Below are 24,297 nucleotides of genomic sequence, written 5' to 3' on the forward strand. Positions count from 1 at the left end.
TGTCCACACGAACGGAGCCCCCACTTGCCGAACCGAATCGAGCACCGACCAGACCCCTCCCCGCAGGATGTTCGACGCTGGCGGCGGTACCTCGCGAACGAGCGCGCGGAGGGCGAGACCTATCGCCAGCTGGCAAAGAAGCGCACCGGCGAAGAACGCGAAATCTTGCTTGGCCTGGCCGAGGCCGAGAAGCGTCACGAACAGCACTGGATCGACAAGCTTGGCCCGCTCGCTGAGAAGACGGTGCGCCCCGACTTCAACACCCGCCTGTTTGGCCTCTTTGCAAAGCGGTTCGGGTCGGTATTCGCGCTCGCGCTGATGCAGAACTTCGAGGCCCGTACGCCGTATGCCGAGGACCCGGATGCGACCGATCAGATGGAAGCCGACGAGCGGGTCCACGAGGAAGTCGTGCGCTCGCTCGCGACGCGTTCGCGTGCGCGCATGAGTGGCACGTTCCGCGCCGCGGTATTCGGTGCGAATGACGGTCTCGTCTCGAACCTAGCGCTGGTGCTCGGCGTCGGCGCGACGGGCGTCTCTTCAGGGGTCATCCTCGCGACCGGTATCTCCGGCCTCCTCGCGGGTGCGCTCTCGATGGCGGCCGGTGAGTACGTGTCGGTCAGCTCGCAGCGTGAGCTGCTCAACGCATCCACCCCGAACCCCGACACGAGCGAGAAGCTGCCCGCGCTCGACGTGAACGCGAACGAGCTCGCGCTGGTGTACCGCGCTCGTGGGATGGGTGAGGATGAAGCGAAGGCTCGCGCCGAAGAGACGCTCCGGTTGGCGCAGCGCAACACGCAGCCCGTGCCGGTTGACCACCACGGCGGACAGCCGGCGGATCACGAGGAGCTCGGCACCCCGATGGGTGCCGCGACTTCGAGCTTCATGTTCTTCGCGGTCGGTGCGCTCATTCCCGTGCTGCCGTGGATCTTCGGCCTCGAAGGCATGACCGCGGTGATCGTCTCCGCGGCGATCGTGGGCATTGCGCTGCTGCTCACCGGTGGCATCGTCGGCGTGCTCTCGGGAGCCACACCGTGGAAACGCGCGCTCCGGCAGCTCATCATCGGATACGGGGCGGCGGCGATTACGTACCTGCTCGGCCTTGCGTTCGGCGGAGTCGTCTCGGGCTAGCCAGGCCAGGTTGCCGGGGCTAGCCAGCTCAGGCCCACAGCACGACGAGCAGCGCGGCCTGCTGCGGCACCGTGACGTCCAACCCGGTCAGCTCCCGGAACCGCTGCAGCCGGTTCGTGAGCGTGTTGCGGTGGCAGAACGTCGCCTCGGCGGCCTCCGAGACGCTGCCGGTCTGCAGATACGCGCGCACCGCCGCCAGCAGGTTCTTGCGCTCGGCCGCTCCGCAGACGGCGAGCTGTGGATGCACATCCAGGAAAGTGCCGAGGTTCAGCTCGGTGACTCGGTCATGGATGAGCCTGGTCCAGCCGAGCTCGGGGGTCACGGCGTCCTTGGACACGAGCTGCGCGAGCTGAATCGCGAGCGGCACGGCGTGCCGCAGACCCGCAAGCGTTTCGGCCCGCGGGATGAGCCCGATCGGCAGCTGCTGTAGCGCGTCCAGCCCGAGCTGCTGGGCGATGCTCGGCGCGGGTGGCACCGCAACAAACAAGACGAGCGCGGTGTCGAGGTATTGCGCGAATGGGCTGAGGCCCGCGCGCTCGAGGCGCGTGATCTTGGTGCGCAGAGCGGTGATCGCCGCCTCGTCCTCGTTGGCGGCCGCGACGGCGAACGTCCCGTCGGCGGCTAGACCGAGCGCATCCCCGATCACCTCGAGCCGCTGCGGGGAAAGTTCCTCGCGCCGGAGCAGCTCTGCGAGGAGTTTCCGCCTCGTCGAACCGGCCTCTTCCTCCATCCGCTTCTCTTCCGCCATATAGGCGAGCTGCGTTTGCCGGACGTAGTTGTCGACGGTGGTCCAGACGGAGTTGGCGTGCCGAATGAGCAGCTCCGCATCCGAGTCCTCGGCGACTTCGATGATGGAGTTCCACAACACCTGAAAGTCGACCCGAATCGCGGTCATGAGCGAGGACATTGGCACCTCGGCCCTGGCACGCGTCACGCCCACGTGCGTCGAAATGTCCTCAGTCAGCGCGTGATCGTCGCGCTTGAGTGCGTCGAGCAGTGCCACAAAGGATGCGAGGGCGGTCGAGCGGATCTCGGCCCACGTGACCGTCGGGTTGGCATAGTCGTCGATTTGGCGCACCTGGTCGACGAAGCGCTCGACGAGCTCCTCCGGGCTCACGCGTTCGAGGACCGCCACCCAGCGTGACTGGTCCGCATCCGTTGGATCGAGAAGGTGATTCGCCATAACATCCACGGTAAGGGCGTTTGCACAATCTGGCGAGGAAATCGGCGAACTTTGCCCCGAGCATCCGGGCATTACCACTGGCACGGTAGTAGTCACGGTATCGCTCACGGCGATACGACCAACAAAGGAGTGGTCTTGAGTAACGAAACCTCAGCAACCGCGTCGATTGAATACGGCGCGACGAAACAGATTTCCACGAAGGAAGCGAACAAAGTCGCGATTGGTGCGCTCATCGGCACCGCGATGGAGTGGTACGACTTCTTCCTCTTCAGCGCCGCCGCGGCGCTCGTGTTCAATGTCCAGTACTTCCACTCGGAGAACGCGACCGCTGCCGCGATGGCCTCGTTCGCGACCTTCGGTGTGGGTCTTGTCGCCCGCCCCATCGGTGGCCTGATCTTCGGCACGATGGGTGACAAGATCGGCCGCCGTAAAGTGCTCCTGATCACGATCGTCGGGATCGGCGTCGTCACCGCGCTCATCGGCATGCTGCCGACCTATCAGGCGATCGGCATCGCGGCCCCGATTCTGCTCGTGCTGCTGCGCATCTTCCAGGGCCTGTTCGTCGGTGGCGAGTGGTCGGGCGCGATGACGATCGTGGTCGAGAATGCGCCGCTCGAGAAGCGCGCGATGTACGCCGCGATCCCGCAGATCGGCTCGCCGATCGGCACGATCCTCTCCTCCGGTGGCTTCTACGTAATGACCCTGCTGCTCTCGCAGGAGAGCTTCGACTCGTGGGGCTGGCGCATCCCGTTCCTCGCGGCGATTCCGATGCTGCTTATAGCGGTCTACATCCGTCGTCAGCTCGAAGAGTCGCCCGTGTTCACCGAGCTCATGGAGCAGGGTGAGACCGTCAAGAGCCCAGTCGCCGAGACGTTCAAGCACTACTGGAAGCACATCTTCATGGGTATGGCCGCAGGCCTACTCGGTATCGGTGGCTTCTACCTCGTCACCGCGTTCATCGTCTGGTACGGCGTGAATATCCTCGGCTACTCCTCGGAGTTGATGCTGCTCGGCAGCATGGTCGCGGCGATCGTCGAGATCCCCGTGCTCATCGCCGGTGGCCGACTCGGCGCGAAGTTTGGCGCGAGCCGGGTCATCCTGTGGGGCGGCATCTTCTCGGCGATCATCGCGGTGCCGAGCTTCCTGATGCTGGAATCGGGCAACCCGGTCCTCGTCGTGCTCAGCATGACCATCGCGGTTGGGGCGCTCTCGTTCCCGTACGCCGCATCCGGTACCGTCCTCACCGGCCTCTTCCCCGCGAAGACTCGCTACACCGGCGTCGGCATGGCGCAGAACATCGCCGGCATGATCTCGGGCTTCATCCCGCTCGCCGCGACCGCGCTCGTCGCATCGGCGGCGAACCACTGGTGGCCCGCGGCAGCGATGCTCGTGTTCCTTTCGCTGTTCACGGCGTTCTCGGGCCTCATCACGCCGCGCATGAGCGTGAACCTGCCCGGGTTCAAGCACTAGCGCCACGCATTAGCACCACCGCCCGGACGAAGGAGTCTCCCGATGGAAATCGATCTCATTGTCGAAGCCGACACGATCATCACGCTCGACGCCAAGCGGCCCACCGCAACACGGGTGGGCGTGCTTGGCGGGCGGATCGTCGGCTTCGACGAAGAGCTCGATGGCGTGACTGCCACCCGTCGGGACTCCTTCCCGGGGCAGGTGCTCGTGCCCGGCTTCATCGACGCCCACTGCCACACCACGTGGTGGGGGCTTGGCCTCACCGCGGTGCAGCTCGACCAGGCGCGCGGCCTCGAACACCTCTATTCGATGATCGAGGATGAGGTTAGGCGGCTCGCAGACGACCCGACCGCGTGGATTCACGGCACGGGCTTCAACCAGAAGCATCACGGGGGCGAGTACCCGGACATCGCGCGCCTCGACGAGATCACGGGAGAGCACCCGCTGTACCTGCGGCACACGTCGGGGCACGCATCCATCACCAATACCGCGACGCTGAAGCTGATCGGCGCACTCGACGAGGGCTTCGAGAACCCGGTCGGCGGCGAGGTCGTGCGGGATGCGAATGGCCACCCGACGGGGCTCCTCGACGAGGCGGCGCAGAGCCTCATCCAGTCGATGCTGCTGCCGTACTCCGCCGAGGAAATCGCGCGGGCCCTGGATGCGGCGACGCGGCGATACGCGGCCGAGGGCATCACGAGTTTCACCGAGGCTGGAGTCGGCGGCGGCTGGATCGGCCACAGCCCGATCGAGGTCGCGGGATATCAGCTCGCGAAGGCATCGGATCGGCTGCACGCGCGAGCGCAGCTCATGCCCGCGATCGACTCGCTCACGATGCTCGAGGGCAATGCGGGCGACTTCCGCGGGGCCGGCCACGGCCTGACTGCCGCGCTCGGCGTCGGCCCCGGTTTCGGCACCGACTGGATCAGGCTCGGCCACGTCAAGGCGTTCATGGACGGTTCGCTGCTTGGCAAGACTGCCGCCGTGACCGAGGACTACTGCGGGCACGACCACAATCGCGGCTACCTGCTCAACACTCCCGAGCAGTATCGCGAGGATGTGCTGGCCACCTACCGCGCGGGCTGGCCGGTCGCGCTGCACGCGATCGGGGATGCGGGGATCGACATGGCCCTGGATTTGATCGAGGAGTGCCAGGACACTTACGGCGTGAACGACGTGCCGAACCGAGTCGAGCACTTCGGCATCGCTCGACCGGATCAGGTCGAGCGGGCCGGGCGGCTGCGGATTACGGTGACGCCGCAGGCCGGGTTCATCGGTCCGCTCGGGGACCAGTTCGCGAAGAACGTCGGACCCGAGCGCGAGGGCTGGCTATACCGCGGGCGCTCCGTCGTCGAAGCCGGTGCAATTCTCGCCGGGTCGAGCGACCTGCCGGTGGCGGACAACAACATCCGCCGCGGCATGCAGACCGCGGTCGACCGGCTCACCGAGAACGGGCTCGTGCTTGGACCCGAGGAGGGCCTCACCCCCGAACAGGCGCTGCGCTCGTACACCGAGTGGGGCGCGATCGGCACCGGACAGATCGCCGACAAGGGCACGCTCGAGCGCGGCAAGCTCGCCGACTTCGTCGTGCTCTCGGATTCGCCGCTCACGTGCGACAGCATCGCCAAGCTCGACGTCATCGCGACGTTCGTTGGCGGCGCCGCAACCTACGACTCACGCGCCAATGCACGCTAAGAACAACTAAGGACACTCAAATGGCTCAGACCCCAGAATTTCTCCACGACTTCCGCTCGATGAGCACGATCGGCGCGACCGCCGGTGGCGGTGTCGACCGCCAGGCCGCGACCGTGGCTGACGGCCAGACCCGCAACTGGTTCCGCGGCCTCGTCGAGGGCTACGGCTTTGACGTTCGCTACGACCAGGTCGGCAACCAGTTCGCGCTGCTCGAGCTTGTTCCTGGGGCCCCGTACATCGCGGTCGGCTCGCACCTCGACTCGCAGCCCCTCGGCGGCCGTTTCGACGGCGCCTACGGCGTGCTCGCCGGCGCCCACGCGGCGAAGGCGCTCGCGGCGCTCGGCATCGACGGCACGGGCGAGGCGAAGTTCAACATCGCGGTGGTGAACTGGTTTAACGAAGAGGGCTGCCGGTTCAAGCCCTCGATGATGGGCAGCTCGGTGTTCACCGGCAAGCTCGCGGCCGAGCAGGTGCTCGAGACGACCGACCCGAAGGGCGTGACGGTGCGCGAGGCGCTCGAGGCGATCGGCACGATCGGCGACTTCACGCTCGACGTCGCTGCCTACGTCGAGATTCACATCGAGCAGGGCCGCTCGCTCGACGACACCGGCGTGCAGATCGGCGTGGTCGAGTCGACCTGGGCGGCGAACAAGTACGAGTATCGTGTGATCGGCGACCAGAGCCACACGGGCGCGACCGTGATCGCGGACCGTAAGGATGCGCTGCTCGGCGCGGCGGGGATGATCGTCGCGGCTCGCGACGTCGCGGATCAGTTCACGGACGCTGACGAGATGGTCGTCACCTCGTGCGGTGAGATCAAGGTGTTCCCGAACTCGCCCGTCGTCGTGGCGAGCGACGTCGAGCTGCTCATCGACATTCGCAGTACGAGCGTCGATCGCCTCGCCGAGGCCGATGCCGAGCTCATCCGCCGCTTCGAGGAGGCTGCGAAGCGCGCCGACGTCGTGCTCGAGCGCGGCAAGGAGCACATCTGGGGCGCCAACGAGTACGACAAACGCGGGCAGGAGCTCGCCGCCGCGGCGGCGGATTCGCTCGGGCTCTCGCACAGCCAGGTGCGCACGCTCGCCGGCCACGACTCGACGAACCTCAAGGACATGGTGCCCACCATCATGCTCTTCGTCCCGAGCGTGGACGGCATCACCCACAACGAGAAGGAACTCACCAAGGATGAGGACATGCTCGCGGGTGTCGAGCTCCTCACCGAGGTGCTGCGCCGCGTCGCCGCGGGCAAGTTCGTCGCGGCCGCGTAGCCGCTGCGAAGCTGCGAGCGACCGTCGTCGGCGCCTGGTTACTCCGGCGCGCCGACGACGAGCTGGCCCGACTGCGAGCCCTGAGTCACGGTGACCGTCTGGGTCGCGCCGGCGTACTCGAACTCACACTGGAATGACTCGCCCTGCTCGACCTTGATCCAGGCCGGGCACTGCACCTCGCTGAGGTCGCTGAGCCCGTAGTCGTCGCGGAGGACGGCGACGACCTCCCGCTCGACGGCTTGCGTGCTGTAGCTCCCCATCTGGTCGGCATACGTGTAGCCCGCGATTGCGCCCGCCGCGATGCCGATCGGGAGGAGGAGCGACAGGACCACGACGGTCGCCCGCGCGCCTCGGCCGCGCTTGCGGTCTCGTTTCGCATTCGCTGGGCCCGGAAGCACGGGTACCTGACTCGTCCCGGGGTGAGCGCTCGTGTGGCTACCGGTGTGAGTAGTGCCGTAACTCGGATAGGGCTGGGGCTGGCCATATTGCGGCTGCGGCCGGTTCGGCTGGCCGTACTGCGCGTGGGATTGACCCGCGTAGCCTCCCGACTGGTGGCCAGAGCCAGATTGGCCCGAGCCGGATTGGCCAGAATATGAGGTGGGGCGAAACGTGCCGGCGCCGCCCGCATCCTGGCCCGTCGAGCCCGCGCGGTACGCGGGGCGATTCGTGCCAGGGCCGTTCCAGCCGGAGCTTGAGCTCGCGCTCGTTCCCGTGCCGCTCGCACCCTGCGAATCAACGCCCGCGGATGCCTGAAACGCCGCCGAGGGCGAGGCCGAGGCATCGAGGTCGGGCAGCTTCGGCATGTCCTGCTGCGGTTCGCGCGAGTCGTCGGATGCGCCGTCTGTGGGGGTGTGCGTCATGGTCAGTTCCTCGCTGCTCGGCTAGACCGAACCGATCTTTTGCAAAAACTCTTCGAGCTGCGCCGTCGTCGTGATGCGGTACAGGTCGTCCTGGGGAATGTCGCCAGCCGCGACCGGCACCATGTCCGCGGATGCGGACGTGCTCGTGAGCTCGAAGCCGATCTGCAGCGACAACTCGCGGCCGGATTCATCCTTGAGCACACCGTTGACCTCGATCTTCGTGACAATCCCGTCCGGGTTGACCCAGAGGTGCATCGGGATGAGGGTGTCGCGCATCGCCTTGCCGTCGAAGCCCTGCACGTTACCCTCGCCGGTAATCAGGCCGGTGTCGGAGAGCGAGCCGTAGGTGACGGCGGTCGCGAAGTGCTGGTCGCCCGACTCGGAGCGCGAAAGCTGCACCGGCACCGACTCGAGGTTGTCTCGGGTCAGATTCCATGCATCCACGAGCGCGCAGGTGTAGGCGACGGCAAAGAGCTGGCAGGATGCGGCGGGATCGATCTTGAGGCCGAGGTCGGGCACGGGCATGCTCACCCAGGTCTTGCCGTCCGCGATCTCTTCCTTGATCTTGTCGCCGAGCAAGTAGAAGGTCTCGCCCGACCCTTCCTCGTGCGATTGATCGAACGAGTAGCCGTCCATGTCGGTGAACAGGCGCGACACGTAGCTCTCGCCGCTCACCGAGGTCTCGTACTCCATGTGCAGCGTCAGGTCGGTGGTCTCGAAGTGGTGGTAGCCGACGGCTTGAAACTCGTCGAGGGATGCGAGGCCCGCGGTGACGTCGAGGTTCAGGAGCTCGTCTCCCGCACCCTCGTGGAAGGTCGTTTTTTCGTCGTGGTGGGCGACGACCCACGGCTCGACCTGGAATCCGAGGCCGAGGTCCTGTCCCGCACCCACGAGCGGCGCGCATCCTGCCATCCCCATCGCGAGAAGACCGGCCGTCAGAATGCATAACGCACCTCGATACGCGCGTGCCGCGCTACTCGGTGAGCGGTTCGGTCGGTGAGTAGCCGGAGGCGTATCGAAGCGAGGCCGGAGTCGACGTTTCACAGCGCTCACGACCCGTCGAGTTCGTTGTAGATATTGAGCGCGGTCTGCCCGAGCACGGGGGAGTTCGTGTCCCTCGAGCCCATCGCGATGCTCGAGGTCACGCCCACGACGTATCCGGTGCCGGATGCGCTGTCATAGTTTGCGAGCCAGCCGCCGCCGGAGGCCCCCTGTGTCATCGTGCAGTCGTGGGTGTATCCGCCCTGCCAGTTCGAGGTGAACGAGGTGGATGCGCACATGTACTCTTCGCGGCCGTCGTAGGGGGCGGCGCTCGGATAGCCAATCTGCGTCAGCGTTTCGACAGGGATGCCGAATGCGATGCCCTGCGCGCCAGCCGCCTCCTGGATGGTCTGGCCGTCCTTTTCTTCCATCTTGAGGAAGGCGTAGTCGTAGTTCCAGCCCTCCTGGCTGAGGAGGTAGCCCTCTTCATCGGTGATCGCGCCGTCGACGAACTGCTGCGGCACGGCCACGGAGACCGCGGCCCACATCCCGTGCGGCTGCTCTTGCGCATCGTTGCGGTCGCCCGGCACGAAGATCATCGACTCGGCGAGGGTGCCGGTGCCATCGGTCGACACGACGCAGTGCGCCGCGGTGACGACGATGCTGCCGGACTTAGAGTTCACGACCGTCGCCGAGCAGACATTGAGCATTTGGCCGTCGAACGTGAAGTACAGGCGGCCGAAGGTCGAGGCGCCAAGGCCAGCGCGGTCAAAGACCTCGGCGTCCGCCACGGTGCCGTAGCCGTTTGGCTTCGAGGGCATCGTCTCGGTCGCGGGCAGGTAGGCACCGGTCGCGGGGTCGCCAGGTCCCGGTGGGAGGCTGTTGTCTGGCGACTGAAACTCCATGCCCTCGGCGTCTTCCATCTTTGATGGGTCGGACCAGAAGTCGTGCGACTCCTGCGGGGTGCTCTCGAAGTCTTCGCGCAGGCCCGCGTCATCACTCACGACCTCGGGCAGATACGGTTCGTAACCGCCAGCGGAAGCCTCGCCCTGCACATCCGTGACCGCGCATCCGCTCAGGAGGAAAGCCGCGACCGTAGCGAGGATCGCACCGGTGCGGCGGATGCCGTTACGGGGGTTGGGCATGGGGCTCCATTCGTGGGAATACCACTTAGTCTTGCCAATAACGGTACCGTCCGCGTCGTTCATTGGGTGGAATCGAATGCACGCGCAGGGAATGATTCGTCGTAACGGGGCGTTGACCGCGGGTATGACGAATTTCTCGGTGCTCGACCTTATTCCCGTCAATTCGGCACAGCGCGTGGCGGATGCGTTGCAGTCGTCGAAGGAACTGGTGGAGACCTCGGATCGTCTCGGATACCACCGGTACTGGGTGGCCGAGCACCACAACACCGAGTCGATTGCGTCGACGTCGCCCGCAGTGGCGCTCGCGTACCTCGGGAGCGCGACGGAGCGCATCCGCCTCGGTTCTGGTGGGGTGATGCTGCCGAATCACTCGCCGCTCGTGATCGCGGAGCAGTTCGCGCTGCTCGAGGGGATGTACCCGGATCGCGTCGACGTTGGTCTCGGTCGGGCGCCCGGCACCGACCCGATCACGGCGCGCGCACTGCGGCGCGACATGTCGCGGGATGCGGTTAATCGCTATCCGGCGGATGTGCTGGAGCTCGCGGGGTATCTCGGGGATGTGCGGCCGCAGGTCGACGCGGAGACATTCACGAAGCTCAAGGCCGCGGCCGACCTCGAGCACCGGCCGCAGGTGTGGCTACTCGGTTCGAGCTTGTACTCGGCCGAGCTCGCGGGCGTGCTCGGGCTGCCGTTCTCGTACGCGAATCACTTCGCGATGGGCAACGACGCGGTGGGCGCTGTGCGGCACTATCGCGAGCATTTTGAGCCGTCGCAGGTGCTCGAGCGACCCCTTGCGATGGTCTCGGCGACGGTACTGATCGCCGACACGATCGAGGAGGCGCGCTACCTCGACCTGCCCTCACGCGTGAACCGCTACCAGCTGATGGCGGGGAAGCTGGGGCGGACGATGACGCCGGAAGACGCGAAGGCGTTCTCGGAGCGGCTCATCAACAGCGATCTTTGGCACCGCGCGACCGGCAGCCAGTTCGTGGGGCCGACGCAGCTCGTCGCGAGCAGCATCCGCCACTTGCGCGACCAGACTGGGGCCGATGAGATCATGCTGCAGCCGAATGGCTTTGACGTGGCTACGCGCATCCATACCCTGACCGAGATCGCGGGCGCGCTCGAGCTATCGGTTGCTTGATCGCCACGGTGTTTGAGTAGCCGCAAAGCGGCGTATCGAAAACTGCGCGACGAGTGGGCGGACGCCCAGAACTGAGGTCCAGCGGGGCCGATACGCCTACTGGAGAGGGCATATGACCAATCGGGCCGCGACTTCCGCGTTGAATGCCCGGTGCCTCGCGTTCGTGGGACTGGCAAGGTGGATGGGTGCTGGCATCGACGCCAGCGTGCGCTCCGGAGCATGATTCCGGGTGCGGCATCGAAGCTGCGGAGAGGACCACCCCAATGACCAATTCACGTTCGGTCGGCAATCTCATCGTCGAGACGCTCGCGAACCACGGAGTTGAGCGCGTGTACTCGGTACCCGGCGAAAGCTTCCTCGACGTGCTGGATGGGCTCTACGACTCCAGCATCAACAACGTCGTGTGCCGCCAGGAGGGTGGCGTTGGGTTCATGGCGCTCGCGGAGGGCCGCCTCACCGGTATTCCGGGAATCGCGATGGTGACGCGCGGCCCGGGTGCCTCCAACTTCTTCATTGCCGCACACTGCGCGTACCAGGATGCGACGCCGCTCGTGTGCTTCATCGGGCTCGTGCCGATCGCCGATCGCCGCCGCGAATCCTTCCAGGAATTCAGCATCGACAGCTGGTTCGGCTCGACCGTCAAGCGCGTGCTCACTGTCGAGAACGCCGATCAGGCGGGGGACATCGTGGCCGAGGCGATGCACGTTGCGGTCTCGGGTCGCCCCGGCCCAGTGGTCGTCGGTCTCCCCGAGGACCTCCTGCGCGGGCTCACCGAGGTTCCCGCACCGGCGCCGCGCGCCGTGGCCAACCCGGCACCGAGCCGCGCCGACCTCGAGTCGCTGAAGGAGCGCATCCTCGCCGCCGAGAAGCCGCTGCTGCTCGCGGGAGGCGACGCCTTCTTCGGCGAGACAGGCCGAAAGCTCGCCGACTGGGCGCTCGAGAACCACATCCCCGTCGCGGGCGACTGGCGCAACTACGACGTGGTGCCGAACAACCACCCGGCCTACGTCGGCTGGCCAGGCTACGGCCGCCGCGAGAGCATCGTCGAGGCAATCAAGGAGGCCGACTTGTTCATCGGCCTCGGCGCCGTGCGCGGCGACGTGATGAGCGAGGGCTATACCGTCGGTTTCGACGCCGAAACGGTGCTCGTCTCGACGGATGCGCAGCTGCTGCAGCACTCCGGTCGCGTCGACCAGTTCATCGCCTCGACTCCGGCAAACTTCGTTGCGGAGCTCGCCGAGCTCGGGGATGTGCGTGGCAACCGGTCGGGCGAGCGCGTCGCCGAATTGCGCGCGAGCCACGAGCGCTTCACCCAGGTAACCGAGCACGAGACCCCGGCAGAGGGCGTCGACCTCGAGCTCGTCTTCGATGAGCTCGAGCAGCAGCTCGGCGACGAGCGCGTCGTGACCTACGGTGCGGGTAACGCCACAATTTGGGGCCACCGCCAGCTCACCCACAATGTGCCGAACAGCCTCGTGGGCTCGCGAAACGGCGCGATGGGCATGGCCGTGCCCGCGGCCGTAGCGGCCTCGCTCGTGTTCCCCGAGCGCCGCGCGGTTGCGGTGTGCGGCGACGGTGACTTCTTCATGAACGGCCAGGAGGTCGCGACGCTCGTGGCCCAGGGCAGCCGAGCGCTGTTCGTCGTGGTCGATAACTCGAAGTACGCGACGATCGTCGAGCACCAGGAGCGCTGGTACCCGGGCCGCCCATCCGGCACCGACATGGTGAACCCCGACTTCACGACGTGGATCGAATCCTTCGGCGGCCGGGGCGCGCGCCTCGAGTCGAACGAGAACATCGCCGAGACCGTTGCCGAGCTGCTCGAGTTCGATGGCCCGGCGCTGCTGCACCTCGTGATCGACTCGGCGACACCCTCGCCGAGCGGTGTTGGCTTCTAATGGCGCTGCAGCTCGACCTGCTCGTCACCGCCGAGCGCATCCTGACGCTCGAGGCGGATGCTGACGGGCAGCCCCGCGTGGCGACCCGCATGGGCCTCATGGGCGACCGCATCGTCGGCTTCGATGCCGACCTCGACGGCCTCGAGGCGCGTCGCACCGAGGAGTTTCCTGGGCGCACGATCGTGCCCGGGTTCATCGACGCCCACTGCCACACGACGTGGTGGGGTCTCGGGCTGAACGGCGCGCCCGTGGGTGAGGCTCGCGGGCTCGACGAGTTCTACGAGGTGTTGCGGGCCGAGGTCGCGAAGCTTGGCGATGACGAGGATGCGTGGGTCTACGGCATCGGCTTCAGCGAGAGCCACCACGGCGGCCTCGTGCCGGATCTCGCGACGGTCGACGAGATCACCGGGACTCGCCCCATGTATATCCGCAACGCATCCGGCCACTCGGCGCTCGCGAACACCGCGACCCTGCGGCGAATCGGCGCGTTCGAGCCGGGCTTCCAGGATCCCGAGGGCGGCGTCGTGGTGCGGGATGCATCCGGCGCGTTTACGGGGCTCGTGGAGGAGACGGCGCAGGAGCTGCTGCAGTCGCTCATCCTGCCGTACCCGATCGAGCAGATCGTGGCGGCACTCGATGCCGCAACGTTGAAGTACGCCGAGCAGGGCATCACCAGCTTCACGGAGGCTGGCATCGGCGGGGGATGGATTGGCCACAGTCCCGTCGAGATGGCCGCCTATCAGGCCGCGCGCGAGCAGGGCAAGCTGCACGCCCGCGCGCAGCTCATGCCGGCGATGGATGCGGTGGTTCCGCTCACGGGGAACGATCGCGACTTCGCGGGTTCGGGTTCGGCGGCGGGACTCTCGCTCGGGATTCGCACGGGCTTCGGCGACGAGCAGTTGTCGCTCGGCCCGGTGAAGGTGTTCACGGACGGGTCGCTGCTTGGTGGGACTGCGGCCGTCACCGAGTCCTTCTGCGGGCACGACCACAACGTTGGTTATTTGCTGTCCTCGCCCGAGGAGCTGCGAGAGCAGATTCGTTGCGTATACCGGGCGGGCTGGGCGATCGCGGCCCACGCGATCGGCGACGCCGCGATCGACCTCGCGCTCGACGTCATCGAGGAGTGCCAGAACGAATACGGGACGATCCACGCCGCGAGCGGGGAGCGCATCCCGAGCCGCATCGAACACTTCGGCATCACGCGCCAGGACCAGGTCGAGCGCGCCGGGCGGCTCGGCGTGGCGGTTGCCCCGCAGTACGGGTTCATCCACACGTTCGGCGAGCTAATGGTGAGCCGCGTCGGTGAGGGACGGCGCGATCTGTTGTATCGCGGTCGATCGCTGCGGGATGCGGGCGTGATTGTCGCGGGCTCGAGCGACTCGCCGGTCGTCGACAACAACGTGCGTCGTGCGATGCAGGCCGCGGTCGATCGCCGGGGGAGCGACGGCAGCGTCATTGGGTCGCGCGAGGGACTCTCGCGGGAGGAGGCGCTGCGGCTGTACACCGAGTGGGCGGCGGAGGCGACCGGTCAGCTCTCAAACCGGGGCACGCTCGCGGTCGGGAAGCTTGCGGACTTCGTCGTGCTCGACTCATCCCCGCTCGAGGCAGAGGATCTCGGGGCGCTCGAGGTTCTGGCCACGTTTGTTGGTGGAGCGGCGACCTTCGACGCACGCACGTCATAGTCAGCCGGGCGGGGTGCCGTCGATGGGACAATGGGGAGTGTGAACTTCGATGACCCGCATGATGCCCCCGCCAGCTCTGACTACGCGCGCCTGGAGCGCATCCGCGCCACGCTAAAGCGGGTCGACTACACGGTCGATGGTGTCGAGCGGCTGCTCGGTGCCGATGCGGCGGATGCGCTGCACCGCGACTTGCTCGCCCCTGCGCAGTTCGCGCTTGATGCTCGGCCGGCGGGCGATTCGGCGGATGCGGATGCACAGCTCGCGGCGCTCATCCGGGTCTACTTGCTGGCGCAACCAGTGGATGCGGGGCTCGTGCCGCGGGTCGACGATCAGGTGGCAGCGGGGCTCCTCGAACCGCGGGACCAGGACGGCGTCGTGACGGCGCGCTTCGACCTGCGGCCGTACGCGATCGCCGAGGGCGAGACGACCCTGAACCTGTGGGTCGCGAGCGACCTCGGGGGTCTGCAGGTTCCCGAAGACCAGCCGCTACGCCGCGATCACGTTGTCGGCATCGGACCGGCGACGACCAATCTCGCGCAGCTCACGCCGCGTCATGACGTCGACGTTGCGTTGGATCTCGGCGTCGGGATGGGCGTGCAGACGATGCACCTGCTGCGGCACGCTGGCGAGGTCGTCGCGACCGATATTTCGGACCGCGCTTTGGCGTTTGCGCGGTTCAACCTGCTGTTTAATGCCGACGACCTTGAGATTGACCCGCGTGACCTGTCGGCGCGAGTGACGCTCGTGCGTGGCGACCTCTTCGAACCAGTTACCGGGCGGGCGTTTGACCTCATCGTCACGAACCCGCCGTTCGTCATCACCCCGCGCGTCGAGGGCGAGGATGCGAGCGACCAGTACACCTATCGTGACGGCGGACGCCCGGGAGACTCGCTTGTGGAGACGATCATCCGCAACATCGGTTCGTATCTCGCGCCGAACGGCATCGCGGTGATGCTCGGCAACTGGGAGATCCACGAGGGCGACGAGACGTGGCACTCGCGCCTCGAGACGTGGCCCGATGCGGACACCGACTTGTGGGTTGTCCAGCGCGAGCAGGCCACGCCGATCGAGTACGCGGACATGTGGCTGAAGGATGCGGCCGAGAACCGCGAGCTGGAGTCTTGGCGCACGCAGTTTGGACGCTACCTGCGCGATTTTGCTTCGCGCAATGTCGAGGCGATCGGGATGGGGATGTTCTTCCTGCACCAGGGGTCAGCGACGGCAGAAGGCGCGCCCGTGCGTCGCTTCGAGATGCTCGAGCACCAGCTTGAGCAGCCGCTTGGGGCGCGCATCCACGACACGTTCGTCGCGGACGACTGGCTGCGCGAGCGGGACGACGAGGACCTGATCGACGAGACGTTCGTGGTCGCGGGGGACGTAACCGAGGAACGCTGGATGATCCCGGGCGACGCTGACCCGTCGGCGATCCTGTTGCGTCAGGGCGGCGGGTTCCGGCGAACTTTCCCGGAGACCACGGAGCTTTCGTCGTTTGTGTCGGTGTCCGATGGTGAGCTCACCGGCCGACAGATTCTCACTGCTATTGCGGCCTTGCTCGAGGTCGATCAAGATGCGTTGAACGCGCGCGTGTTGCGGGATGTGCGTGATCTCGTGTCGCTCGGTTTCCTAGTTCCGAGGTGGATGTAATGAATGATGCAGATCCGACGGTTGAGTCGGTCGAGTCGGCTGAGCCTGTCGAGTCGGTTGAGCCGGTCGAAACCCCCGAGCCAGCTGGCCCCACGACCCACACCCATACGCATGGCTATCGCCACGACGTGCAGCCGCTCAAGAACCGGCTGAAGCGGGTCGAGGGTCAGGTGCGCGGCGTCGAGCGCATGATCGACGATGATGCGTACTGCATCGACGTGATTACGCAGATCTCGGCGATCAAGGCCGCGCTCGATCGGGTGTCGACCATCCTGCTCGAAGATCACATCGATCACTGCATGGCCGAGGCCGCGGAATCGGGCGATCCGGAGATTACGAAGATCAAGGTGGCCGAGGTCCGCGACGCGGTGGCTCGCCTGCTGAAGTAGCTGCGGCGATACCTGACCCCGCATGCCCAGTCAGGCATGGTGCCAGTGGCAAAGCATGGCACCAGCGGCTGGGTATCGCGCTGATCCTCGAGAACCTCGCTGGTCAGACTAATCGCCTGCCTTCGAACCTTAGAAGGGCGGTGGGTCGTCAGTCTCGGCTTTGGTTTCTGCCCCCTCGGAGCTGTCAGAGGACACACTCCCAGAATTTTTCTCGGCGCCAAATTGCTCGGAACCCGAGTCGTTCGACGGCTTCTCACCGTCAGTAGGGCGAAACACCGGCCCCGTCGTGGACCGTGACTCCGCGCACCCGCCCGGGGTGAAGGTCGGCGCCGTCGGATACGGTTCCGGCCGGCTCGTGACCACTTGCCCGAGCGGGGTTCGCCACTCCAGGATCCCGTCACCGAGATTGGTGACGGTCCAGGGCTTTTCGTGCTTCAGCACGTGGTGGACTTTGCAAAGCGAGGAAAGATTGGCCGCAGAAGTCGCGCCACCCTCGCTATAGGGGTGCGTGTGGTCGATCTCGCAGCGAGTCGCGGGGCGGATGCACCCCGGGAAGCGGCACTGCTGGTCGCGCACCTGAATCAGCCGGCGCAGCGCGGCACTCGGCTCATAGGTGTCGACTGCGAGAACCTGCCCCGTGACAGGGTGCGTGAGCACCCGCTGGAAGGTGGGCGCGGCTGCCGTCAGCTGCCGTGCCTCCGGGAAGCTGATCGGCCGCATGCCGTCCAGGAGCGCCGGCGCCGTACCATCGGCGTGCCCGTCGAGTAGCGCGAGCACGGGAACCGTGAGATTGACCTTCGCGGTGACCCGAGTCTCGCCCGGGGTCGCGCAGAGCATTGTCTCCGCGAATACATCGGCGCGGATCTGGTCGGCGGTGCGCGTGTCGGTCGCGGCCGGGTCGATCTGTTCCAGCACATCCTGCAGCGAGTGCTGCTTTGACGGCTGGTCCCGATCAGGCGACGTGGCCTCAGCGATCGAGGCCAGCGCATCCTTGACCGCGCCCCGCCGCGCCTTCATGTTTTCCTGCTTGATTTCCTTCGCGCGGGCGTCGAGCAGGTCCTTGATCGGGGCCGCGAGCTCGCTCGGTAGGTACGCGCGGAGCGTCGCCATCCCGAAGTCGTCGTGATTCAGGGTGACGCGCCGTTCCGCTCTCGCCTGCTCATGCGTCCGCTCGAACGAGGCGGCCGCCACGGTGCTCGCGAGCCGAGCGGCCTGGTTGTCCGTCTGGCCCACCGAGTTCGCCTCGGCATACTTGAGGAGTTCGGCGCCAAACTCCGCGTAGTCTTCTTCGCCCAGGATGCTGATGTGGCGGAGCATCGTGCGGGCATGGGCAACTTCGATCTTGCCCGCCTCGATCGAGGCGAGCCAATCCGGGAAATGCGTCACGAGCTCGTAGGCGTCGTATCCGCGGTTCGCGAGGGCGCGAGGCGACTCGTTGGTCTTCACCGCGAAGTCGCTCAGGAGCGAGGTGAAGTGCCACGAGAACACCTTCTCCTGGCTCTCTACCCCGAACGAGTCCGGGGTAGAGGCACTCGTTCGCTCGACCGCGATCTCATACACCGTCGCAAGCAGCCGGATGATTCCAGCCTCCGCCACGCCTCGCGAGCGGCGAAGCTCGGCGTAGACCTCGAGCTTCTCTTGCGCCTCCGCGACGCGCAGGTCGTCGGCGGGAAGGTGGCGGCCGGTGTTCGCGCGCGGCCGCTCGTTCGGCTGAGTTGTCATCGGAATCGCCTCCTTTCCACCTAAGCCGGATGTCTATCCGGAGTCTCACAGTTCGAATATTTCTTCGAACTTCTTATGGAACAAGAGTAGAACAAGCCTCCGACATTCCCGCGTTTCCCGCATACTGCTGCGGAATTCGGTGGACAAGGGCCCCTGCGTTCAGCATTGGATCCAGCGCATCCTTCAATGGCGGTTCGCGCTCTCGGTGGACAATCTTTGAGCGGTGCTCAAGTGGTCTGTGTGTGGCTAGCCCGACGCGCGTAAGGGCGCCGCAAGGTCAGGCACCGCGTCTGGGTGGCGCCTTTTAGTCAGAAAAGTGCGCAGACAACGAACCCTAAACGAGCTTGTTCGGCGCGCCAGTCTCAGGGTCCTCAAATCGGATGCGGCCACCGGGCTGCAGAATCGTCGTCACCTGCGCGGTGCCGAACTGACCGTCCTCATCGAAGAGCACTCCGGTCCCGATCGCGATCCCGTCGTGGTCCACGCGGTCTATCGCCTGCACGCCCACCTCGTTGCGTGATGGCAGCCGCACGAGCGAGAGCGTCGCATCCGCGTTGATGAAGTCGAGGCCTTCGGGGCCCCAACCGGTGGCGAGGTTGGTGACGTCCGCGACCGTCGCCGCGACCTGGTAGGGCGAGTGGAACTCGCCGACCACTACCGGAACCGGAAGCTGCCATACGGTCTTGCGCCCAGCATCCTGATGTCCCCATCCCTGATCGCTCCAGGGCTTGTCCGCGCTCCTGAAGAGGCGGCGGTCATTGCTCGGATTCCACGGGCCGGGGCCGGGCGTCGTAAATTGCCGATCCGCGTGCCAAGGGGTGTTGTCGCTGACGTCCGCGTCGTCGTTCGGCCGCAACCACACACTTCGCGCCCGCGCGTAGACGCTGTCGCCACAGATCAGGTCGGCCTCGACAAGCTTGAGGCGCCGACCGTCGCGCAGGATGCGCACCTCGGTGCGCAGCGGACGGCGCGGCACGGGGGAGTGGAGTTCGAAAGTGGTTCGGGCGGGGATGAGCTGCGCTTGGCCTTCCTTCTCTCGCCGGTCGGCGGAGCCGCTTGCATGTTGCCGGTCCTGGGCGGGGGTCTGCCCCGAGGCGTCGGCCGTGGCCTGCCCGTCGGCATCTCGGGGCGCGACCACATTCTCGATGGCGCGGGCGAGCAGCGCGGTGATCGCCGGACCGCGCACGATGTCGCCCCAGCCGCTCTTGGATTCGCTCGTGGGCGTGAAAACCTCGCCGCTGTCGGTCAGATCCCGCTCGAAAAAGCCGCTCATCGCATCCACGTTACTCAGTCCCGGCATTTCTGGGCATCACCCCGGCAGAAAATTGTGCACGCCTGAGTGCGACACGCCCGCGACGCGCCGTGGACGGTGCGCAGGCGTGCACTTTTTCCGCGGCGAGACGGGCCCAGGGCAGCGGGAACCGCAGAACTTGGCCGGATACGCAGACAAACAAGAAATTTCACGCGACAGGAATACCCATGGGGGGTATGTTGGTTCCAACAATCGAGGAAGGAAACATCATGACTACCACCACCTACCAGATCACCGGAATGACCTGCGGCCACTGCGAGATGAGCGTCCGCGAGGAAATCAGTGAGATCGAGGGCGTCACCTCGGTTACCGCAAGCAGTGCTGACGGCACTGCCACCGTCGAGTCCGCTGCGCCCCTCGACCTCGGTGCGGTGCGCGCTGCAGTCGAGGAGGCCGGCTATGAGCTCGTCGACGCCAAGTAGCGCGGTCGCCCCGGAGCACCAAGCAGCTCCGGGGAGCACCACCGACACCCCAAACTTTAACGACCCGGTGCTCAAGACCCTGACGCTCGACGTCGAGGGCATGACCTGCGCATCCTGCGCCAACCGCATCGAGCGCAAGCTCAACAGGCTCGACGACGTGGATGCGAACGTCAACTTCGCGCTGAACCGCGCGAGCGTGAAGGTGCCCGAGGGGGCAGATGCGAAGGCCGAGTACGAGCGCCTCATCGAGGCCGTTCGCGCGGCCGGTTACGACGCGACCCCACACGTGAGTCGCTACGCGCAGGCCCCGGCAAACACTGCCACCGCGTCGGCGACCGGTGCAAGCAACGCGCCGACAGCCGATGTGACCAGCAGCGCCGGCGCCGATGTCGCCGAGTCCAACGTGACCAGCGCATCCGCCGCTCAGCCCCAGCCCGAGCCTGTCCTCGACGAGAACGAGCGCGCGGCGAAGTCTTACCGCAACCGCTTCGTGTGGTCGGCGATCCTGACCGTCCCGGTCATCCTGATTTCGATGATCCCGCAGTTGCAGTTCATCGGCTGGCAGTGGGTCGTCATGGTGCTGACGCTTCCGGTCGTGACGTGGGGCGCCTGGCCGTTCCACCGCGCGACGCTACGGAACCTGCGCCACGGCGCGACGAGCATGGACACCCTCGTGTCGATCGGCGTCACCGCGGCCACCCTGTGGTCGCTGTACGCGATGTTCTTTGGCCACGCCGGGGAGCTCGGCATGACCCACGGCTTCGAGTGGCGCCTCACGGCCCAATCGGGCACGGGCAACATCTACTTCGAGGTTGCCGCTGGCGTCACGATGTTCCTGCTGCTCGGCCGCTGGCTCGAGGCGCGCGCCAAGCGCCAAGCTGGTTCCGCGCTGCGGGCCCTGCTCGACCTCGGTGCGAAGGACGTCGAGATCATCGAGGGCGACGCATCCCGTCGCGTTCCGGTTTCGGAACTCCGCGTCGGCCAGCGCTTCATCGTGCGCCCCGGCGAGCGAGTCGCGACCGACGGTGACGTCATCGAGGGCGAATCCGCCGTGGACACCTCGATGCTCACCGGCGAATCAGTGCCCGTCGAGGTCAAGCCCGGCGACGAGGTCGTCGGCGCGACGGTCAACGTCTCCGGCCGCCTGGTCGTCGAGGCCACCCGCATCGGCGCCGACACCCAGCTGGCCCGCATGGGCGAGCTCGTCGAGAACGCGCAGAACGGCAAGGCTGAGGCACAGCGCCTCGCCGACAAGATCTCCGCCGTGTTCGTGCCGGTCGTGCTCGTGCTCTCGGTCGTCACGCTCTTCGCGTGGCTCATCTTCGGTGGCACCGTCGACATGGCGTTTACCGCCGCCGTCGCCGTGCTCATCATCGCCTGCCCGTGTGCGCTTGGGCTTGCGACCCCGACCGCAATCCTCGCCGGAACCGGTCGCGGTGCCCAGCTGGGCATCCTGATCGCAGGTCCTGAGGCGCTCGAACAGGCGCGCCGAATCGACACTGTCGTGCTCGACAAGACCGGCACGGTCACGAGCGGCGAGATGAGTGTCGCCTGGGTGCGCACGCTCGACGCGTCGGTCAGTGAGGATGCGCTGCTCACGCTCGCGGCCTCGGTCGAGGATGCGTCGGAACACCCGCTTGCTCGCGCGATTGTGAGGTCCGCGGAGGACCGTGGCCTGACGCTCGAGCCTGTCTCGGAGTTCCGAAACGAGGCCGGACGCGGGGTCGTCGGCATCGTCGACGGCGTCGAGGTGCGGGTCGGTCGCGTGGTTACTGGCGACGCGGATGCAGCGCCGATCGCGGCTGTCGCAGGGTCGGCGGATGCGTCGCAAACAGTTGGCGCTGCTCCGGTCGCGGATGCCTCGGCTGGAAAGGCTGTGGCTACGACGGCGGCCGAAGTGGATGCGGTCATCGCCGAGTTTTCTGGCGCCGGTCAGACCCCGGTGCTGGTGCGCGTCGACGGCGCGGTGGTCGGTGTGATTGCCGTCGCCGACACGATCAAGCCGACCTCGGCGGAGGCCATCGTTCGCCTGCGCGAGCTCGGGCTCGAGCCCGTGCTGCTCACCGGCGACCACGAGCTCGTGGCGAAGGCCGTCGCATCCGAGGTTGGAATCGACCGCGTGATCGCTGGCGTCCTGCCTGAGCAAAAGGCTGAGGTCGTCGCGCAGCTGCAGGCCGAAGGCAAGAGGGTAGCGATGGTGGGCGACGGCGTAAACGACGCACCCGCGCTCGCGACCGCCGACCTCGGCATCGCGATGGGCGGCGGAACCGACGCCGCGATCGAGGCTGCGGACATCACGCTCGTACGCGATGACGTGAACGCCGCGGTGGATGCGATCCGCCTGTCGCGGCAGTCGAACCGAGTGATCATGCAGAACCTGTTCTGGGCGTTCGCGTACAACGTGGCGGCGATTCCGCTTGCCGCGTTCGGGCTGCTCTCGCCGATGATCGCGGGTGTCGCGATGGCGTTCTCGAGCGTCTTCGTGGTGCTCAACTCGCTGCGCCTGCTCCGCTTCAAGTAACGGCTGGGCTCCCTGAGCCCGTCGAAAGGCGGTTCTTGAGCCCGCCGAAAGACTGGTCACGTTCTGGGATTATGACGACTCATAACCCCAGAACGTGACAACTTTCCGTTTGGGCTCAAGCAAGATTGGTCACGTCTCGGGTTTATACGTCCTGATAATCCCGAGACGTGACCAATCTTCGTGTGCGGCAAGGCGAGCGTGACCCAACCTTCGCACGTGGCTGGCGCGGATGCGCCCAAACGCTACTTCGCGAGCGACGTGAACCAGTCCGGCGCCTGACCCTGGCCTGCGCCGAAGTACTCGTGCTGGAAAAGCGAGCCGACCACGAGCTTCGGGAACTGCATCCCTCGTGCGAGCAGCTGCGAGAACCGGTCCGCGCCGCCACCGGCTGCCTTCATCGCATCCCACTTCACGTCGAACTTCTTCTTCGCGGGGATGTCATACGCGAGGTCGCTCTTCGACGCGAACTGCGCGAGCTGCTCGTCGTTGTACGGCACGGTCTTGCGCAGGGTCTTCGCGACGCCCGCGCCCTTGTTCACGAGCTCGCGGGTGATCGCGGCCTCGACGGTCGGCGCACCGAGGCGCGACGCGAGTTCGTTGCCGATCTCGTGCACGCGCACGTGGGTGGGCTCGTGTACGACACCGATCTTGTCGTAGCTCAGGATGAGATCGATCTCCTCGTCCGCGAGCAGCGTCTGGATGCGGTCGGTCGCCTCGGCGACGGGCACCTTAGACTCCGATTCGAGCGCGAGCTCGTAGCCCAGCGACTCGGCACGGGCGGCGCCGAGCGACTGCGCGATCGCGGTGGGAGCGTCGCCGGTCAGGGTCACGATGACGACTCGGCGTCCTTCCTCCGTGAGTCGCGCAATGGTGCTGCCGGTGAGCAGCGGGACGTCGGCGGTGGCGGCGTGCAGGGCAAGAACGGTGGGCATGAGGCTCCCTCGTGAGTAATCGGTGGTGGATGCGCGCCCCCAGTCATCGAGCGCATTGGCACGTAGGTGCCACGGAATTGCTCGATCGGGGGCAGACAACGGCACCGAGCATAGCGACCGAACGTTGACGGCGAAGGATGCAGCTCGACGGCAAGGCATGCGCGCGCTCCACCACAGCGTTAGGCTTTCCTGTTGTTCCGCAGCCCATCGAAATCGAGGAATCCCGCCGTGACCCGCGACATCCGCATCCGCCCCGCAATCGCGGCCGACGCCGAGACTCTGGCGCGCATCCTTGCGAACGCCTGGCGGGAGACGTACGGCGGAATCCTGCCTGAAGAACTCGTCGCGAAGCGTGCCGACCCCGACCAACAACTCACATGGTGGCGCGAGCAGCTCGCCGACCCCGCCACAGCTTCGGGCACCTGGCTCGGTGAGCTCGACGGCGAGCCGGCCGGCCTCGCGCTCGCACGCGCGACGCCCGAGGATGCGCCGCGTCCTCTCGAGTTGAAGCTTTGCTACACCTTCGCCGCCTCCCACGGTTCGGGCCTCTCGCACGCACTTATCGAGGCCGCGATCGGTGACCGCCCGGCGTGGCTGTGGATGCTCCACGGCAACGATCGCGCGGAGGCGTTCTACCGCAAGCACGGCTTCCACCGCGAGGAGCCGTGGGACACGCGCGAGTGGGGCGAGGCCTTCGGGGCCACCAGGTACACCGACATTCGCCTCGTGCGGTAGCGTCTCCCGCGGCCCAAAAAGCCAAGATCAACCGAAGATTTTCTGTCCCCGTTCGGTGCACGGTGGTACGAGTATTCAACCGCGCCCGGGAATAGAATCGAGCCAGGGCACGTGGGCCATCGTGATTTGGCGGTGAGGCCACGGGCAGTCGCGACAAAGGAGTCGT

The 24,297-nt window shown here is 66.5% G+C and carries 19 protein-coding genes; 12 read left to right on the forward strand and 7 right to left on the reverse strand.

Annotated elements, in window-relative coordinates:
- Positions 1 to 24 precede the first annotated feature (24 nt).
- Positions 25 to 1,128: a VIT1/CCC1 transporter family protein gene (locus GMOLON4_RS12450; protein WP_026936523.1), complete on the forward strand. Its 1,104-nt coding sequence runs from the start codon at positions 25 to 27 to the stop codon at positions 1,126 to 1,128.
- 28 nt (positions 1,129 to 1,156) lie between these two features.
- Here GMOLON4_RS12450 and GMOLON4_RS12455 read toward each other — a convergent pair whose 3' ends face one another.
- A complete protein-coding gene (locus GMOLON4_RS12455; protein ID WP_026936524.1) occupies positions 1,157 to 2,311 on the reverse strand; it encodes a PucR family transcriptional regulator in 1,155 nt (384 codons plus the stop codon).
- Positions 2,312 to 2,446: 135 nt separating this feature from the next.
- Here GMOLON4_RS12455 and GMOLON4_RS12460 point away from each other — a divergent pair, with 135 nt between their 5' ends.
- Genes GMOLON4_RS12460 through GMOLON4_RS12470 form a run of 3 tightly spaced genes read left to right on the forward strand, consistent with a single transcriptional unit; the run spans position 2,447 to position 6,744 of the window.
- Positions 2,447 to 3,781, forward strand: a complete 1,335-nt coding sequence (locus GMOLON4_RS12460) for an MFS transporter (protein WP_026936525.1) — start codon at positions 2,447 to 2,449, stop codon at positions 3,779 to 3,781.
- Between the two features lie 42 nt (positions 3,782 to 3,823).
- The gene (locus tag GMOLON4_RS12465; protein ID WP_026936526.1) at positions 3,824 to 5,476 is read left to right on the forward strand and encodes an amidohydrolase; all 1,653 of its coding nucleotides are present in this window, start codon (positions 3,824 to 3,826) and stop codon (positions 5,474 to 5,476) included.
- A gap of 20 nt (positions 5,477 to 5,496) precedes the next feature.
- Positions 5,497 to 6,744 (forward strand): M20 family metallo-hydrolase, encoded by a 1,248-nt coding sequence (locus tag GMOLON4_RS12470; RefSeq protein ID WP_026936527.1) that lies wholly within the window; start codon positions 5,497 to 5,499, stop codon positions 6,742 to 6,744.
- 38 nt (positions 6,745 to 6,782) lie between these two features.
- On the opposite strand, the gene GMOLON4_RS12475 is transcribed toward GMOLON4_RS12470, so the two are convergent.
- The 3 genes from GMOLON4_RS12475 to GMOLON4_RS12485 all read right to left on the reverse strand — a co-directional run bounded on the left by GMOLON4_RS12475 (position 6,783) and on the right by GMOLON4_RS12485 (position 9,730).
- The gene (locus GMOLON4_RS12475) at positions 6,783 to 7,604 is read right to left on the reverse strand and encodes a DUF4333 domain-containing protein (protein ID WP_026936528.1); all 822 of its coding nucleotides are present in this window, start codon (positions 7,602 to 7,604) and stop codon (positions 6,783 to 6,785) included.
- A gap of 21 nt (positions 7,605 to 7,625) precedes the next feature.
- On the reverse strand, positions 7,626 to 8,495 hold the full coding sequence (locus tag GMOLON4_RS12480) for a hypothetical protein (protein WP_026936529.1): 870 nt from the start codon (positions 8,493 to 8,495) through the stop codon (positions 7,626 to 7,628).
- Between the two features lie 158 nt (positions 8,496 to 8,653).
- Positions 8,654 to 9,730 (reverse strand): trypsin-like serine peptidase, encoded by a 1,077-nt coding sequence (locus tag GMOLON4_RS12485; protein WP_026936530.1) that lies wholly within the window; start codon positions 9,728 to 9,730, stop codon positions 8,654 to 8,656.
- Positions 9,731 to 9,854: 124 nt separating this feature from the next.
- On the opposite strand from GMOLON4_RS12485, the gene GMOLON4_RS12490 reads away from it, so the two are divergent.
- From GMOLON4_RS12490 to GMOLON4_RS12510, 5 genes are all read left to right on the forward strand, one after another.
- Positions 9,855 to 10,874, forward strand: coding sequence for an LLM class flavin-dependent oxidoreductase (locus GMOLON4_RS12490; protein WP_026936531.1), 1,020 nt, complete (start codon positions 9,855 to 9,857; stop codon positions 10,872 to 10,874).
- A gap of 263 nt (positions 10,875 to 11,137) precedes the next feature.
- Positions 11,138 to 12,772, forward strand: a complete 1,635-nt coding sequence (locus GMOLON4_RS12495) for a thiamine pyrophosphate-dependent enzyme (protein ID WP_026936532.1) — start codon at positions 11,138 to 11,140, stop codon at positions 12,770 to 12,772.
- A complete protein-coding gene (locus GMOLON4_RS12500) occupies positions 12,772 to 14,454 on the forward strand; it encodes an amidohydrolase (RefSeq protein ID WP_026936533.1) in 1,683 nt (560 codons plus the stop codon). The genes GMOLON4_RS12495 and GMOLON4_RS12500 overlap by 1 nt, the downstream gene beginning before the upstream one ends.
- Positions 14,455 to 14,493: 39 nt before the next feature.
- Positions 14,494 to 16,098, forward strand: a complete 1,605-nt coding sequence (locus tag GMOLON4_RS12505) for a DUF7059 domain-containing protein (protein ID WP_245575403.1) — start codon at positions 14,494 to 14,496, stop codon at positions 16,096 to 16,098.
- Complete coding sequence (locus GMOLON4_RS12510; protein WP_084147426.1) at positions 16,098 to 16,487, forward strand: metal-sensitive transcriptional regulator; 390 nt, start codon at positions 16,098 to 16,100, stop codon at positions 16,485 to 16,487. The genes GMOLON4_RS12505 and GMOLON4_RS12510 overlap by 1 nt, the downstream gene beginning before the upstream one ends.
- A 129-nt stretch (positions 16,488 to 16,616) precedes the next feature.
- Here GMOLON4_RS12510 and GMOLON4_RS12515 read toward each other — a convergent pair whose 3' ends face one another.
- Together GMOLON4_RS12515 and GMOLON4_RS12520 are read right to left on the reverse strand one after the other, a co-directional pair.
- A complete protein-coding gene (locus GMOLON4_RS12515) occupies positions 16,617 to 18,209 on the reverse strand; it encodes an HNH endonuclease signature motif containing protein (protein WP_026936536.1) in 1,593 nt (530 codons plus the stop codon).
- Positions 18,210 to 18,543: 334 nt separating this feature from the next.
- Positions 18,544 to 19,482, reverse strand: coding sequence for an acyl-CoA thioesterase domain-containing protein (locus GMOLON4_RS12520; protein ID WP_051266605.1), 939 nt, complete (start codon positions 19,480 to 19,482; stop codon positions 18,544 to 18,546).
- A gap of 248 nt (positions 19,483 to 19,730) precedes the next feature.
- Here GMOLON4_RS12520 and GMOLON4_RS12525 point away from each other — a divergent pair, with 248 nt between their 5' ends.
- Positions 19,731 to 19,943 carry a heavy-metal-associated domain-containing protein gene (locus GMOLON4_RS12525; RefSeq protein ID WP_035732491.1) on the forward strand — a complete coding sequence of 71 codons (213 nt, stop codon included), beginning with the start codon at positions 19,731 to 19,733 and terminating at the stop codon, positions 19,941 to 19,943.
- Complete coding sequence (locus GMOLON4_RS12530) at positions 19,921 to 22,464, forward strand: heavy metal translocating P-type ATPase (RefSeq protein WP_084147428.1); 2,544 nt, start codon at positions 19,921 to 19,923, stop codon at positions 22,462 to 22,464. The genes GMOLON4_RS12525 and GMOLON4_RS12530 overlap by 23 nt, the downstream gene beginning before the upstream one ends.
- Before the next feature lie 242 nt (positions 22,465 to 22,706).
- Here GMOLON4_RS12530 and GMOLON4_RS12535 read toward each other — a convergent pair whose 3' ends face one another.
- Positions 22,707 to 23,396: a PIG-L deacetylase family protein gene (locus GMOLON4_RS12535; RefSeq protein WP_026936539.1), complete on the reverse strand. Its 690-nt coding sequence runs from the start codon at positions 23,394 to 23,396 to the stop codon at positions 22,707 to 22,709.
- Positions 23,397 to 23,624: 228 nt separating this feature from the next.
- Here GMOLON4_RS12535 and GMOLON4_RS12540 point away from each other — a divergent pair, with 228 nt between their 5' ends.
- Positions 23,625 to 24,131, forward strand: coding sequence for a GNAT family N-acetyltransferase (locus GMOLON4_RS12540; RefSeq protein WP_051266609.1), 507 nt, complete (start codon positions 23,625 to 23,627; stop codon positions 24,129 to 24,131).
- Positions 24,132 to 24,297: the final 166 nt, after the last annotated feature.

This window comes from Gulosibacter molinativorax, assembly GCF_003010915.2.
Classification (GTDB): Bacteria; Actinomycetota; Actinomycetes; order Actinomycetales; family Microbacteriaceae; genus Gulosibacter; species Gulosibacter molinativorax.